The sequence below is a fragment of the Pilibacter termitis genome, assembly GCF_900167335.1.
In the GTDB taxonomy this organism is placed as follows: Bacteria; Bacillota; Bacilli; order Lactobacillales; family Streptococcaceae; genus Pilibacter; species Pilibacter termitis.
The window spans coordinates 20,413-37,093 of record NZ_FUXI01000007.1; the positions used below are offsets into that span (position 1 = coordinate 20,413).

10 protein-coding genes are annotated in these 16,681 nt (G+C 38.6%); 6 read left to right on the top strand and 4 right to left on the bottom strand.

Features of this window, described 5'->3' with window-relative positions:
* The first annotated feature begins 467 nt into the window (after nucleotides 1-467).
* The 5 genes from B5D30_RS04105 (at nucleotide 468) to B5D30_RS13140 (ending at nucleotide 9,491) form a co-directional block, all read left to right on the top strand.
* Nucleotides 468-959, top strand: coding sequence for a GAF domain-containing protein (locus B5D30_RS04105; RefSeq protein WP_078806761.1), 492 nt, complete (start codon nucleotides 468-470; stop codon nucleotides 957-959).
* A gap of 268 nt (nucleotides 960-1,227) precedes the next feature.
* Nucleotides 1,228-1,446, top strand: a complete 219-nt coding sequence (locus B5D30_RS04110) for a hypothetical protein (RefSeq protein WP_078806762.1) — start codon at nucleotides 1,228-1,230, stop codon at nucleotides 1,444-1,446.
* A gap of 369 nt (nucleotides 1,447-1,815) precedes the next feature.
* Complete coding sequence (gene rpoB / locus B5D30_RS04115; protein ID WP_078806763.1) at nucleotides 1,816-5,445, top strand: DNA-directed RNA polymerase subunit beta; 3,630 nt, start codon at nucleotides 1,816-1,818, stop codon at nucleotides 5,443-5,445.
* 179 nt (nucleotides 5,446-5,624) lie between these two features.
* Nucleotides 5,625-9,278, top strand: a complete 3,654-nt coding sequence (gene rpoC, locus B5D30_RS04120) for a DNA-directed RNA polymerase subunit beta' (protein ID WP_078806764.1) — start codon at nucleotides 5,625-5,627, stop codon at nucleotides 9,276-9,278.
* A gap of 30 nt (nucleotides 9,279-9,308) precedes the next feature.
* Nucleotides 9,309-9,491 (top strand): hypothetical protein, encoded by a 183-nt coding sequence (locus tag B5D30_RS13140; protein ID WP_144399478.1) that lies wholly within the window; start codon nucleotides 9,309-9,311, stop codon nucleotides 9,489-9,491.
* Nucleotides 9,492-9,522: 31 nt separating this feature from the next.
* On the opposite strand, the gene B5D30_RS04125 is transcribed toward B5D30_RS13140, so the two are convergent.
* Nucleotides 9,523-10,329: an AraC family transcriptional regulator gene (locus tag B5D30_RS04125; protein ID WP_078806765.1), complete on the bottom strand. Its 807-nt coding sequence runs from the start codon at nucleotides 10,327-10,329 to the stop codon at nucleotides 9,523-9,525.
* Between the two features lie 296 nt (nucleotides 10,330-10,625).
* Entirely contained in the window at nucleotides 10,626-11,402 is a 777-nt protein-coding gene (locus tag B5D30_RS04130; protein WP_078806766.1) for a helix-turn-helix domain-containing protein, read from the bottom strand.
* Between the two features lie 410 nt (nucleotides 11,403-11,812).
* Between B5D30_RS04130 and B5D30_RS04135 the strand changes: the two genes are divergently transcribed.
* Nucleotides 11,813-12,217, top strand: a complete 405-nt coding sequence (locus B5D30_RS04135; protein ID WP_078806767.1) for a hypothetical protein — start codon at nucleotides 11,813-11,815, stop codon at nucleotides 12,215-12,217.
* Nucleotides 12,218-12,829: 612 nt separating this feature from the next.
* On the opposite strand, the gene B5D30_RS04140 is transcribed toward B5D30_RS04135, so the two are convergent.
* Nucleotides 12,830-14,491, bottom strand: coding sequence for a helix-turn-helix domain-containing protein (locus B5D30_RS04140; protein WP_078806768.1), 1,662 nt, complete (start codon nucleotides 14,489-14,491; stop codon nucleotides 12,830-12,832).
* Nucleotides 14,492-15,030: 539 nt separating this feature from the next.
* A complete protein-coding gene (locus tag B5D30_RS04145; RefSeq protein WP_234984619.1) occupies nucleotides 15,031-16,452 on the bottom strand; it encodes an MFS transporter in 1,422 nt (473 codons plus the stop codon).
* Between the last annotated feature and the right edge of the window lie 229 nt (nucleotides 16,453-16,681).

Consider the following 16,681-nt stretch of genomic DNA (forward strand, 5'->3'; position numbering starts at 1 on the left):
CCTCATTCAGTTGCAAACAACTTTAGGGCACCTCTAAAAACTCGCACTTATCCTAAATTGCTAGTTTTCCGATTTTCTTCGTCAATCTCCTCAACCTTGTCTAGCTACGAGGGGCAGGAGTTTGGTCGCTGTTCGCAATGCTACTTGAAACTTCGTTTCAAGCAAGTAAATAGCATGGCTCACTACGACAAACTCCTGAACACCCCTCTTAGCTTTTTGATGAACCACATAGCTTTCGTCGATTTCCTCGAAAACAAGAAAAACTAGCTAATTTAGTCTTAAGCGGAGTTTTTAGAGGTGCCCTTTACATAATATCATCATTATATCACTCAACAGAAAAACTGTTTACCAAAAGTGTATCACACTTATAAAAAATTCTTTTCAGTCTAAGGAATGATTTTTCTATAAAAAATGATAAGATAGAAAATGTAGTATAAAAACAGAGAGTATAGAAAGCAGGGAAAACAATGGAATGGAAAAATAAACAAGAGAAAAAAGAGGCATATGAATTATTTTTGGCACAACTTTCAGCAGTATTGAAAGCAGAAAAAGACCCGATAGCCAATCTTGCCAATACAAGTGCAATGCTTAACGAGTTTCTGCCAAATACTGTATTCGCAGGTTTTTACTTATTTGACGGTACCTCTCTTGTGTTAGGACCTTTTCAAGGTGGTGTGAGTTGCACGAGAATTGCACTAGGCAAAGGTGTTTGTGGTATTTCAGCTGAGGAGAGACGAACGGTGGTTGTCGATGACGTCAAAAAGTTTGACAATTATATCTCTTGCGACGCTCGAGCTAAATCAGAAATCGTTGTCCCAATGCTCCAAAACGGGAAATTACTCGGAGTTTTGGATATTGACGCCTCTGTCGAAGAAGGGTATGACGAAATTGACCAAGAAAATTTGGAGAAAGTAGTGGAAGTAGTGGTTTCTGAGAGTGAATTTTTAGAGGTGCCCTAAAATAATCCCCTTTGACAACTCACGACACACATGATAAAATGGTAACTGAAGTTATTGTCGGATAAGAACACATAAGCGAGTGAGAAATATTGTCCTCATACGCTTTTATAGAGCTGAAACGGGATTTGACGACTCCTTTATGTAAACGTTTAAATGAAAATCGTTTTTTAAACGTGAATTTTGGTGTGTTTTAGCTGTTATGAATCTTCAGTAAAAAATTTGATCATTTTGAGTATCGTTGGATACAAGTATAGAAAAGAGTGAGACTATGTTTCTTATATCTAGTGCAATTTGCTTTTCATTCTCCATGTTTCTTTTTTGTGGTATTGAAATCTCTAAAATTGTGATGAATGGAGAAGGAAATTTTCTTCATGAGGCAATGAAATATCCAATTATTTTGCTAGTGGTTAGCATTTTGTTACTGGTGATTGAATTATGGACGAATGATTCAATCAAACAATTATTGAACCCGAAAATAAGAAAATGACAGTGTAACTCCCGATTAGCATACGTATTGTGTGTGCTAATTGGGAGTTACACTGCTATTTTTTCCATTTCTTTTTGAGTATAATTTATTTGCCATTCCTCTTGACAATCAAGAAGTTATACGCTAAAATGATAAATTGAAGTTATTGTCGGATAAAAACACATAAGCGAGTGAGAAATATTGTCCTCATACGCTTTCATAGAGCTGAAACGGAATTTGGCGGCAGTCAATCTCTGTTTAAGCTTTTTTTGTGCCTAAAAATCAGTTAAAATGTGATATTTAACGAAAAAGTAAACAAAATGTAATATTTGTAATATCGCAATTGGCTGTTTCCGCAATGAAAAAATTATAGAACAAGAGGTGTTGAACTTGGCTGGACATATTGTCAAATATGGAAAACATCGCGAGCGTCGTAGCTTTGCACGCATTTCCGAGGCGTTAGAATTACCAGACTTGACGGAAATTCAAACAAATTCTTATCAGTGGTTTCTTGACGAGGGACTCAAAGAAATGTTTGAGGACGTATTGCCAATCAATGATTTCAATGACAATCTTTCATTGGAATTTGTTGGTTATGAATTAAAAGATGCCAAATATACAGTAGAAGAAGCTCGTATTCATGATGCGAACTATTCTGCTCCACTTCACGTGACACTTCGTCTTGCCAATAAAGAAACAGGCGAAATCAAGTCACAAGAGGTGTTCTTTGGCGACTTCCCACTTATGACGGAAATGGGAACATTCATCATTAACGGTGCGGAACGTGTTATCGTTTCTCAGCTTGTCAGAAGTCCGGGGGTGTATTTCCACGGAAAAGAAGACAAGAACGGAAAACTAGGCTTTGGAACAACGGTTATTCCAAACCGTGGTGCATGGCTAGAACTTGAAACAGATGCAAAGGATATTAGCTATGTGCGTATTGACCGTACACGTAAAATTCCATTGACGACACTTGTTCGTGCATTAGGATTTCCAGGAGATACCGAGATTTTAGATATTTTCGGTGAGTCAGAAAGTCTACACAACACCATTGAAAAAGATATTCATAAAAACGCAAGCGATTCTCGTACGGAAGAAGGGCTAAAAGACATTTACGAGCGTCTACGTCCGGGAGAACCAAAAACGGCGGACTCATCAAGAAACTTGTTAAACGCACGTTTCTTTGACCCAAAACGTTATGACTTGGCAGCGGTTGGTCGCTACAAAATCAACAAAAAATTAGACTTGAAAACACGTCTATTGAATTTGACCTTAGCGGAAACATTGGCTGACGCTGAAACGGGCGAAGTAATCGTACAAAAAGGAACGGTTCTTAACCATGAAGTGTTGGAAACTTTAGCTCCGCATATTGAAAATGGTTTGAACAAGACAACACTTTATCCAACAGATGATGCCGTTGTTACAGAGCCAGTAGACATTCAAACGATTAAAGTGTACTCGCCAAACGATAGTGAACGCATTGTCAATGTCATCGGGAATGCTTATCCAGACGAGCATACACGTATCGTTACACCAAGTGACATTATTGCCAGCATGAGCTATTTCTTCAACTTAATGGAAGGAATTGGCAATGTGGACGATATTGACCACTTAGGAAACCGTCGTATTCGTTCAGTTGGGGAATTATTGCAAAATCAATTCCGTATTGGTCTTTCTCGTATGGAACGTGTGGTACGTGAGCGTATGAGTGTACAAGACACTGAAACGTTGACACCACAACACTTGATTAACATTCGTCCAGTGGTTGCAAGTATCAAAGAGTTCTTCGGTTCTTCTCAGCTTTCGCAGTTCATGGACCAGCACAACCCGCTTTCTGAGCTTTCCCACAAACGTCGTTTGTCAGCCTTAGGGCCGGGCGGTTTGACACGTGATAGAGCAGGATATGAAGTGCGTGACGTACACTATTCTCACTATGGTCGTATGTGTCCAATTGAAACACCTGAAGGACCAAACATTGGTTTGATTAATAACTTATCTTCTTACGCGAAGATTAATAAATATGGTTTCATTGAAAGTCCGTATCGCCGTGTAGATAAGGCAAATGGTCGTGTAACCGATCAGATTGATTATCTTTCTGCTGATGTGGAAGATTTGTACGTTGTTGCCCAAGCGAACTCACCGTTAAATGAAGACGGAACGTTCAAAACAGATGTCGTAATGGCACGTTCAACAGGTAGCAATATCGAAATTTCAACAGACAGAATTGATTATATGGACGTTTCGCCAAAACAGGTAGTCGCAGTGGCGACAGCGTGTATTCCTTTCTTGGAAAATGACGATAGTAACCGTGCCTTGATGGGTGCGAACATGCAACGTCAGGCGGTGCCATTGATTGACCCGCACGCTCCATTTGTTGGGACAGGAATGGAATATCAAGCGGCACATGACTCAGGTAGTGCTTTGCTTGCACACCATGCGGGAGTTGTAGAATATGCAGATGCAGATGAAATCCGTATTCGCCGTGAGGACGGAAGTCTCGATAAATATGGGGTAACCAAATTCCGTCGTTCAAACTCAGGGAACTCTTACAACCAACGCACGCTTGTAAAACCGGGAGACAAAGTAGATGTAGATGAAATTATCGCAGACGGACCTTCCATGCAAGACGGCGAACTCGCTCTTGGTCAAAACCCACTTGTTGCGTTTATGACGTGGGAAGGGTACAACTATGAAGATGCGGTTATCATGAGTGAACGCTTAGTAAAAGATGATGTTTATACTTCTATTCATATCGAAGAGTACGAAAGTGAGGCACGTGATACAAAACTAGGACCTGAGGAAATCACACGTGAAATTCCAAACGTTGGGGATGATGCGTTGAAAAACCTTGATGAGCTAGGAATTATCCGCATTGGTGCTGAAGTAAAAGAGGGCGATTTGCTTGTCGGGAAAGTAACACCAAAAGGTGTAACAGAACTTACCGCAGAAGAACGCTTGTTGCACGCTATCTTTGGTGAAAAAGCTCGTGAAGTGCGTGATACTTCACTTCGTGTGCCACATGGTGCGGACGGAATTGTGCATGATGTGAAAATTTTCACTCGTGAAAACAATGATGAACTTGCACCAGGTGTCAATATGCTCGTGCGTGTTTATATCGTACAAAAACGTAAAATTCACGTTGGAGACAAAATGGCGGGACGTCATGGAAACAAAGGGGTTGTTTCACGTATCTTGCCAGTAGAAGATATGCCTTATCTTCCAGACGGAACCCCTGTTGACATCATGTTGAATCCACTTGGGGTACCAAGTCGTATGAACATTGGACAAGTAATGGAACTTCACTTAGGTATGGCGGCTAGAACGCTTGGTATTCATATTGCTACACCAGTATTTGACGGAGCTCGTGATGAAGATTTGTGGGCGACTGTTAAAGAGGCGGGTATGGCAAGAGATGCGAAAACTGTTCTTTATGACGGACGTACGGGTGAACCATTTGACAACCGTGTATCTGTGGGTGTGATGTATATGATTAAATTGCACCACATGGTTGATGATAAATTGCACGCTCGTTCGATTGGACCGTACTCACTTGTTACACAACAACCACTTGGTGGGAAAGCACAATTTGGTGGACAACGTTTTGGAGAAATGGAAGTATGGGCATTGGAAGCATACGGTGCGGCTTACATTCTGCAAGAAATCCTTACGTACAAATCAGATGACGTGGTAGGACGTGTGAAAACTTACGAGGCAATTGTCAAGGGCGAACGTATTCAAAAACCTGGCGTACCAGAAAGTTTCCGTGTATTAGTGAAAGAATTGCAATCACTTGGACTTGATATGCGTGTATTGGACGATGAGGAACAAGAAGTCGAATTACGTGATATGGATGACGATGATGATGATTTGATTACTGTTGATGCACTGGCAAAATATGCAGAAGAACATCAAGCGAAAATGGCAGCAAAACAAGCCAAAAATGCTGAGGCAGAAGGTGAAAACACTTCTGAAGAGGAAACTGACGCACAACAAGAAGAAACAGAAGAAGGCGAAGAGTAAGGGATAAAGAATTTTTCACGAACATCATTCGAGCGAAACGATTGTTCGATTTTGCTCGAATGAAAAAGTGAAAACTTCGCAATATCCTCTCTAGTTCTTTATTAAATAGAAAAATTTAAATAAGAAAACAGACCTTTTTGCGAGAAGTGTCGCAGAAAAGTTGAATTGGAGGGAAAAACTTGATTGATGTGAATAAATTTGAGAGTATGCAAATCGGTCTTGCCTCGCCTGAAAAAGTGCGCAGCTGGAGTTATGGTGAAGTCAAAAAGCCAGAAACGATTAACTATCGTACTCTTAAACCTGAAAAAGAGGGTTTGTTTGATGAACGCATTTTCGGTCCGTCAAAAGATTGGGAATGTGCGTGTGGAAAATACAAACGAATCCGTTACAAAGGCATTGTCTGTGACCGCTGTGGAGTAGAAGTCACTCGTTCTAAAGTACGTCGTGAACGCATGGCTCATATTGAGCTTGCAGCACCAGTGTCACACATTTGGTATTTCAAGGGAATCCCAAGCCGTATGGGACTTGTTCTTGATATGTCACCAAGAAGTTTAGAAGAAATTATTTATTTTGCAAGCTATGTGGTTATTGATGCAGGTAGCACTCCGCTTGAGAAAAAACAACTTCTTTCAGAACGTGAATATCGTGAAAAACGTAGCCTTTATGGCATGGAATTTCACGCACTTATGGGAGCAGAGGCGGTTAAGCAACTGCTTGACGGTGTAGATTTGGAAAAAGAAATCGGTGAATTAAAAGAAATGCTGAAAGACGCAACAGGTCAAAAGCGTACAAAAGCTATTCGCCGTTTGGATATTTTGGATGCGTTCCGCAAATCTGGCAACAAACCAAGCTGGATGGTCATGGACGTATTGCCAGTTATTCCGCCAGATTTACGTCCAATGGTACAGCTTGAAGGTGGACGTTTTGCGACAAGTGATTTGAATGACTTGTATCGCCGTGTCATCAACCGTAACAATCGTTTGAAACGTCTACTTGACTTGAACGCACCGAATATTATCGTGCAAAACGAAAAACGTATGCTCCAAGAAGCAGTGGACGCTTTGATTGATAACGGTCGCCGTGGTCGCCCTGTAACAGGACCGGGTAACCGTCCGTTGAAATCTCTTTCTCATATGTTGAAAGGGAAACAAGGTCGTTTCCGTCAAAACTTGCTCGGAAAACGTGTAGACTACTCAGGACGTTCCGTAATCGTTGTGGGACCAAACCTTAAAATGTATCAATGTGGTCTGCCAAAAGAAATGGCGATTGAATTGTTCAAGCCATTTGTAATGCACCAATTGGTTGAACGTGAAATTGCAAACAATATTAAAAATGCGAAGCGTAAAATTGAACGCTTAGATGATGATATTTGGGATGTATTAGAAGATGTTATTAAAGAACACCCAGTTCTTTTGAACCGAGCACCTACATTGCACCGTTTAGGTATCCAAGCGTTTGAGCCTGTCTTGATTGAAGGGCGTGCGATTCGTTTGCACCCGCTTGTGTGTGAGGCGTACAATGCCGACTTTGACGGAGACCAAATGGCGGTTCACGTGCCGCTTTCTGAAGAGGCACAAGCAGAGGCTCGTCTATTGATGTTGGCTGCTGAACACATTCTAAATCCAAAAGACGGAAAACCAGTGGTTACACCGTCTCAGGATATGGTACTAGGAAACTACTACTTGACAATGGAACAAGCAGGTCGTGAGGGTGAAGGGATGATTTTCCGTGATGCAAATGAAGCGGTCATGGCTTACAAAAACGGATATGTTCACTTGCACTCTCGTGTAGGTATCTCGCCACTTGCCGCTGATTTGGATAAACCATTTACCGAAGAGCAAAAAGAGAAAATCCTTGTGACTACGGTTGGGAAAATTATTTTCAACTCGATTATGCCGAAAGAATTTCCATACTTGAACGAGCCAACGCAAAGCAATTTGACGGAAAAAACGCCAGATAAATACTTCGTTGCTCGTGGTGAAGATGTGAAATCTTATATTGAGAGCCAACCACTTGTAGCACCGTTTAAGAAGAAAAATCTTGGGAATGTCATTGCCGAAGTCTTTAAGATTTTCCGCACGACATTGACAAGTGAAATGCTTGACCGCATGAAAGATTTGGGTTATCACCATTCTACTCATGCAGGTTTAACGGTAGGGATTGCGGACATTTCTGCACTTCCAGAAAAAGCGGGAATTATTGAAAAAGCACACGAACAAGTGGAGCTGATTACGAAAAACTTCCGCCGTGGATTTGCCACAGATGATGAGCGTTACCAAGCGGTTATCAACACATGGAATAGTGCAAAAGACGAAATCCAAGGAAAACTTGCCGATGCACTGGATGACAACAACCCAATCTTTATGATGAGTGATTCTGGAGCCCGTGGGAACATCTCCAACTTTACGCAGCTTGCGGGTATGCGTGGATTAATGGCGGCACCGAACGGTCGCATTATGGAATTGCCAATCGTATCGAACTTCCGTGAAGGACTTTCAGTCTTGGAAATGTTCTTGTCTACACATGGTGCTCGTAAAGGGATGACCGATACAGCGTTAAAAACAGCCGACTCAGGTTACCTTACTCGTCGTTTGGTTGATGTGGCACAAGATGTCATTATTCGTGAAGATGACTGTGGAACAGACAGAGGCTTGCGTATTTCTACGATTAAGAACGGAAACGAAATCGTAGAAACGCTTGAAGAACGTCTAATTGGTCGTTATACGAGAAAAACAGTATTCCACCCTGAGACGAATAAAGTAATCATTGACCAAGATGAATTGATTACAGAAGACATTGCACGTGAAATCGTAGGTGCTGGTGTAGAAGAAGTAACCATTCGCTCAGTATTTACTTGTAATACAAAACATGGTGTATGTAAACATTGTTATGGTATGAACCTTGCCACAGGAGATGCCGTTGAAGTAGGTGAAGCAGTCGGAACGATTGCCGCTCAATCTATCGGAGAACCTGGTACTCAGTTGACCATGCGTACATTCCATACGGGTGGGGTTGCCTCTAGTGAAGATATTACACAAGGTCTCCCTCGTATCCAAGAAATCTTTGAAGCACGGAATCCTAAAGGGGAAGCGGTCGTAACAGAAGTGACAGGTATCGTCGAAGAAATTTTTGAAGACCCTGCAACTCGTACAAAACGTGTAACCGTGAAAGGAAATACTGGCGAAGAAGAATATACAGTGCCTTACACTGCACGCATGAAAGTTTCTCAAGGCGACAGTATTCATCGTGGAGATGCCTTAACAGAAGGTTCTATCGAACCAAAACACTTGCTTTCTATTCGTGATGCTCTAACCGTTGAACAATATCTTCTTGCCGAAGTGCAAAAAGTTTACCGTTCGCAAGGGGTGGAAATCGGAGATAAGCACGTTGAGGTAATGGTACGTCAAATGTTGCGTAAAGTGCGTGTCATGGATCCGGGAGATACGGATATTTTACCGGGAACACTTTTGGATATTCAAGATTTCAAAGACTCAAACTACGAAACCTTGATGAATGGTGGCACACCAGCAACAGCTCGTCCTGTTCTTCTAGGAATTACGAAAGCAAGTTTGGAAACAAATTCATTCTTGTCAGCTGCCTCATTCCAAGAAACAACACGTGTCTTGACAGATGCCTCTATTCGTGGCAAAAAAGACCCACTTCTTGGACTCAAAGAAAATGTTATCATCGGGAAAATCATTCCTGCTGGTACAGGTATGGCTCGCTATCGCAACATGGAGCCAAAAGACGAAGTGGCAACTGTCAGTGAAAATGTGTACTCAATCGCAGACATTGAAAAACAACTTGCAGCCGAGGACTCAGAAGAAGAGTAGGAAAGAAAAGCGAGCGGGGCGTTCAGGAGTTTGCGACATTGTGAACAGTTGCCAAACTTCAGCCCCGTACAGCTAGACAATAGAAAAGCAAAGAGGGGCGTTCATGGTTTTGTCGCAGAGAGCCATGCCATTTACTTGCCTGAAGCAGAGCTTCAGGTGGCATTGCGAACAGCGACCAAAACCATGCCCCTCGTAGCTAGACAAACTAAATAATAGAGTCTGCTTTTCGAGCAGGCTCTATTTTTTACCTAGGTGTGTAGCCGTAAAATCGTTTGAATGCATTGAGAAAGGAAGAAACTGTGCCATAGCCAGTTTGAGCGGAAATTTCTTCGATTGTATAATGTTTTCTCATCAGTAATTTTCTGGCATATTGCATTTTCAAAATATGATAAAATTCTGTAAAGCTCATGTTCAATATCATTTGAAAACGACGTTGAATTGTTCGTTCCGTCAGAGTGAATTTTTCAGCTAATTCGCTTAACGAGTGATGAATGGAGAAATCTTTCTTCAAAAAAGCGACAATTTCCATTAATTCCCTCTCATTTTTGCTAAATAGGCAATGAATTACTTGATGATGTAGTGCGTGGTAAATTGTTTCTGTAAAATACAGATTCTTTTTTGGAAATTGTTTGCTGAGTTTCATGAGTTTTAAAAATTCCTCGTTTTTAAATGTAGCAATCTCCTCTGAACTCTCGCTTTGATAAGCACCAGCGATAATCAAGATGTTTTTTGAAGGAAATTCGATAATGCAAAAAGTCAATCCTAAAAAATCATGGAAAATATAAAAACTTTTCCCTAAAAGCATTTCGCAAAATGAAATTTCTTCACATGGTTCTTTACCAAACATTCGATTCAAGTTAGCAATATTTTTTTGTCGCAATTTGTAAGTTTGGATTTTGAATAAATTTTTAATCCAATCATTTTCTACTAATTCTCTTACAAATTTCCCTTCATTTTTGTAAAGTAGAAATCGTTCATTTTCCGTATCCTTCACATGAATAAATGGCAAATCTATTTCCCCCAAACTTTCTAGTAGCACTCCTTTTTCCAATGTAAACCCTCCTTTTGATTTTATTTGATGATTCCCAATTAATTCTAAAATTAAATCAGCATTAAAATTCCCTTTTTTATATAGCTTACATTTTTCTACCGTTTCTTTCAAATAAAAAATGATAGATTTTATAATTTTGTCAGAAACGAACAATTTATTGTCGTGTTTGGCTATGTTTTTTTGGAAAGGATGTAAAAGTTAGGTGTTGAAAAAAATCAAACCAATAGAACATCTAGGAAAAGTGTTCTATTGGTTTGATAGGATTTGATAAGATGTAGAGCGTGGGTTTGAGTCGTTCATTTTGGCAAATTAAAACTTTCGATTTTTCTATATTTATTTGGAGTAATTTTATAAAGTTTTTTAAATGTTCTACTAAAGGAAGAAGCAAACGAAAATCCTGTTAGAAAAGCAATTTCATTTATGTGTAGTTCAGAATTTTTTAGTAAGCTCTTTGCAAATTCCATTCTTAAATAAGTATAATATTGAGAATAATTTTTTCCAGTTTGATTTTTAATGCACTTGGCTATTGTTTTTTCAGAACAGACTAACTCTTTTGCGACTGTGGCTATCGAATGATTGATTGAAAAATCTTTTTTTAAAAAAGCAATTACTTCTGTCAGCAATCGGACTTCTTCGTTAGAAGCAATTCGACTGATTTCACATCTTATCTTAGAAAAGATACGTTCTACTTCTATTTTTTCCTTTTTTGGAAATTGCTTTGACAATCTATCTAAACGAGTGTATTCACAATCGATAAAATCATAGGAAATGCATGGCACACGGTAACCTCCTGCAAGTATCATTAAATCCATTTCTTTAACATAGGTTAAGAAATAATTAATTCCGAAAGCGTCTACAATTGTCTGCTCATACTTATGTTCGTGATTCCCTAGTTCCTTTAATTTTCTAAATTGTATGAGAAAATAGCGATGACAAAATTCATCTTCGACAAAATCTTTCAAGTGCTGCAATAGATTCTTTTTCAACAACGTTTTTTCGCTTTTCATATGAACTGCGAAAACAAATGGTACTTTTAGCGTTGTTAAGGCATTTTCTATTTTTTCTATAATCATGTAATCTTCCTCCAATCATTTTTATTAGGAAATTCTGGAAAAAATAACTTTTATCCAAAAAATAATATTTTTTTCTTTATTATGAACCGTTTTCTTTATGGAAAGTATATCACAACATTTTAAAGAAAAAAAGCGGAAAGTCACAAATTGTAACTTTCCACTCACGAACGATTCTTTTTACATTCTAGGAACTCTTTTGCGAAGTTTATGATTTTAGGATTATGTATGAATTTGTATCAAGAAAAAATGGAATAGGCATATCTCTAGTTTATTTTTTTGTAAAAAGTGTTTTTGGTTAATTTTTTTTCCGTTTCGGCTAATTGTCAAGAAATTTTTTGTGGTATAATCTACGCAAATGAAAAGATTTTATGGTGAAATAGAAAATTTATCTGTTAAGGAGGTATTGTACCATGAACAAAAAAATTTTTTTAACAACCCTACTTATTTCTTCAATTTTTGCAGTTGGAGTATTAGTTTCAACCCAAGTAAATGGAGAATTAAAACAAGAAAGCACTAAAAAGCAAACAGAAATTTCAGAGCAAAAAGCCGAACATAAAGCTATAAGGACAATGGACGAAGCTTATTCAGGTGAAACGATAGATGCTTTGGACATCATCACTGGAGAAGTGATTGGCTCTGTAAAAACATTTAAAGGTCCTGTAACATTGGAAGAATTGGAATCATGGTTCCCCAATGAAGAAATGGATTCATGGTCCCGAGATAAGAATACGGAGGAAGCTGCCGAAAGCTCAAGGGGATATTCAAATGACGAGTTTGAAGCAGCACTAAAAAGAAGACTTTCGCAAAATAATTGAGTTAACAAAAAGATTGTGACAAGATTCAAAGTATAGCTTTAAACAATTTAAAAACAGAAAATCGCAGAAACCTCATTCTCTCAAATGTTGATTTTCAGCGATTTTTCTATTATAATGCCTCTAACAACTCCGTCTAAGCCAAAACTAGCATTTTTTGATAAGCCTGAGTTTTTAGAGGTATCCGTATTTTAACCGCAAAAAAATTTTTATGGTACAATTATTAAAAATTAGGAAAATGGAGTGTTGAACAGACTTTTAGTTTTATAGAATTAAAAATGCACAGACATTCACTAACGTTATAAGGAGAGCTTTATTATGCCAACAATCCAAAACAAAATCTCAATTGCACGAGTAGTAGATAACGGGAAAAATACACAATGATAGATTATATTGTAATAACAATCATTTTCCTATTTTCTCAAATTTTTTATTCTTTTCCTAAGGAAAAACAGAAAAAGAAAGAACTTCGAATTTTAAGAGTGTTAGTAATTGCTCTTTATCTCGCTTATTCTCTTTATCGTCTATTTTTGAACGGTTGATTTCTATTGAAATAAAATCTGATAAATTGCTAAACAACCCCTCGTATCTGTTTCAAGATATGAGGGGATTTTTTTAAGCCAATTCACCTTTTTCCTGTAAGGACTTTCTCGCCTTTTCATGAGCCTCGCGTCTGCGTTCGTCCATTTTTTCCAAATAAATTTTGTCAACGACGACTCTAAAGGTTTCCATCATTTGCTCAGAAATTACTTTATCCCAAAGAAAGACAGTTGTTTCTTTTGAAATGTCTTGCATTGGCAAAGTATTGCCCACAAATATATCCGTTGTATCCGTCAACTTCTCAGAAAAAATCAAATTCTTATCCACGTGCTTGGACAAAATCAATTGAATGTATTCATTTCGGTAAGGGTCATACATATTTTCTACGCAGATAAAAACAGGAGGCGTAAACCGAAAGTAAGGCTGGTCAATTTTCTTGCTTTTGAAAAACACAGTAATAATGCTACGCACCAACTGAAGGAAAACGTGTGTCGTTACGTTTTCCGCATCATTTCTTGATAATGCAGAAGTGTAAAGTTCTTTTTGCAAAACCCGTGCATAACTTCTTGCCACCTGACAAGATAATGGAAATTTCCGTAGGAAATAGGCGTTTTCCATTGTGATATTTCGTGTATAGTCCTGATTGTAAATCAATCTGGCAATAATAGAGGGGAGAATATCGTGAATTTTTTCTCTTTCTTGATTTTCCATAGGTAGAAAAAAGACATTCTCAAAACTATTGTCAAAAAGTTCCAAGAGATAATCAACACGTTCAGAGTAAGTTTCTGAAAATGGCAGTTTTGAGTTCTCTAGCGGTTGGATATACAAGAAGAAAAAGACTGCGATATTTTTTAACTCTAAGTCCAACACTTCTGCTGGGGGATTGAAAATTTTCAAAATTTTACGAAGTACAGTTAGTTTTGGTTCTAATTCTTTCGGAATCCGATTGGCTATATCAAAATAGCGTGATAGATGATCTCGTTTCATATAGTGCTTGGTGTTGATACGAGTGAATGAAACGAAAAGGAAAACTGCAAAACTCAATTGTTCCTCTGATTTCATGTTTCCGAAAAGCTCTGGGTTATCGTTGACCATTTCTTGCACTTGCGTGTAGATAAATTGAAAATCGGCAATCAATTCCTTGTCGGGCAGTGTTTTTTCAGCGAAAAAGAGTGCTGCATTTGACAAGAAAAACTGATGAAGTTGCACTCTAAGCTGTTGCTCGTTGCCGATAAGCTGTAAATTATGATCAAACGAAAATCCGAGATTTTCAAAACGGCGGTTGAACATATTTGTTTTTTTGTAAATCGTTGACTTGGAAACTCCTTTGTATTCTTTGTCATTTGATGTAGGCAGGCAATTATTGTCTACTAATTCACAGAGGTCTGTAAGCTCTACCTTTTCTTGTCGGAAAGCAAGCAAAAGTAGGAAGAATTTCACAGAGTGTGTAAGGTAATAGTTGCTAAGGTAGGCAGATTGCACCACGGAGGTAGGCTCTAAAAATAAGGCATTTCCTCGATTTTCTAGGGGAATTTTATCAAAAATCCCTGCATCTTTGATATCGTTGTCAATTTCGTTAATGTAGCGTTCATAAGTAGAACGAGATTTTTTGTAGTAGGCAAACTCGGGCAACGTTTCAAACCAGTAAGCATTCGCCGAAGCTACTCCGTATCTTTCAATGGCTAACACCATCTCATACTTGATTTTCTCTTTCGGCTCTAATAATTCTAATAACATAAGAATAGCCCCTCCTCATTCTAGCATAAAAATAGTAGGAAAAAATAAATTAAAAACTACCGTTTTACGTCCTTATTATAATAAAGTTAAAAAGGAATTGCAATACCTAAAATTAATTACTATTTTTTGCTTAAAAGCGTAATAATAATTTTTCCTTTGAGTTTAAACTGCTTTACAAACGGCGAAAAGAAAGGCTTTTGTCTATTTATGCAAAAAAACGAGAGGCTTGCCAATGCGAGCTTTTCTCAGTTTCAGAGAGCTTTTTCAAAAAATAACGGGCTAGAACTATCTCGAAATCACGAACATTCCCTTGAGAAAGCGATAAGGTGAGGATCGTTTATTTTAGTATAAAATTTTATCCTATCCTATCCTATCAAAAGATTAGAGAGAAAGGAACAAAAGAACAACACTTTATAATGTAGAACAGTTGTTTTTTTGCTCATTTAATCAAGGAAACAATGAGAGAGGGCAAGAGAGCCTTCTCATCATAAGGGGATTTAAAAAAACCAGAGCAGTGACACAATGCTCTGGTTTCTTTTTTATTTGCTTTTTTTCAACATTCTCCCGACAACAATAATTAATGTAACAACTGAAATCCCAAATGAAACGTAAAAAGCAACGTGCATACCGTTTAGGAAAATATCGTCACGCCCTTCAACGTACGTTGTCACACGATACCCGATATTCTTGCTCATCGTACTGAAAAGGGTAGTAGTGGCAATGGAAATCCCTGTAATCATTCCGAGATTTCGAGCTAGAGCATTGATGCTCCCTGCGACACCGAGATAGTCTTTTTCAACACTTTCCATGACGAGAGCGTTGTTTGGCGATTGGAAAAGACTTGCCCCTGCGGCGTTAAAAACGGTGAAAATCACGATAAACCACCAACTTGTGTCCGCTGCAAAATAAGTATAGCCAAGTTGTGCGATTGCGACGAGGAAAATTCCTGCAACAGCAATTTTTTCCTTGTCGAAATGGTCGCCCAAATACCCTCCGATTGGGCTTACCACCATCATAACAAGAGGAAACACCATCATCAAAATCCCCGCATTTCCCGGAGAATATTTCAACAAATCTTGAAGATAGAACGGCATTAAAATGCTTGCGAAAAAGTTTGTTACAAAGATGAGCATGGCACTGATAAGACTTACTGAAAACAAGGAGTTTTTAAACATTTTCAGCTGAATCATCGGTGTCTTAGTTTTCATTTCGCACAGAATAAATAGGACGAATAAAATAACCGCCAAAATGACTGAAACCACGGTAATTGGCTGATTAAACCCTTGATTTTGCCCGATTTCAATACCGAGAAAGAGACTGCCGATAGAAAAGAAGAACAAAATAGTTCCCCACCAGTCGAGTTGTTTCCTATCAAGTGGTTGTTTTGGCTCTTTCGGGAAAAGTTTTTCTCCGAGAATCATGGCGAAAATTCCAATTGGCACGTTTACCCAGAAAATAGAACTCCAGTGAGAAACTTGCAAGAGCAATCCACCAAGTCCGGGACCTGTAACGGAACCTAGGGCAACGAAAATACCAATCATAGACATAGCTCTCGCACGTGTTTTTGGCGGAAAACAGCTAGTGGTAATGCCAAAACTATTACTCATGGTCATAGAAGCACCGAGTGCTTGGACGAATCGAGCGAATAGCAGAAACTCGAGACCGAAATTTAATCCGCACAGCAAGGAGCCGATAGTGAAAATCAGCGTTCCAACACGGAAAACACGGATTTTTCCGATTAAATCGCCCAGACGACCGAAGAAAATGAGCATGGCACTTACGGCGATTAAATAAATAGAAACCGTCCAAGTTGCCTGATTCATCTGAATGCCAAGCTCTTTAGAAATAGTCGGCAGAGCGATATTGACAATAGAAGAATCAAGTGTAGACATAAAGGTGAACAGTCCGACTGCGACCAAAATGAGCCAGCGACGTGCTGGTGTTAAGTGTTCTGTTTGCAAAAAAATACCCCCTAATTTTTGTTTCTTGCTTGAGAGTAATCCACTCCCCACAAGTAGTCCCCTAATATTCAAGCAAAAATTTTTGTGGAATTGTTTTCCACTTGCGTATCTTATCAAGGAACTTCCGAAATATCAAAAATCTTGTTTAGTTTTATTTTGACACCTTGTATTGTACTAATTTTTTGGGGAAAATGATATACTTATATTAGTTTGATATTAATTTTGGAGG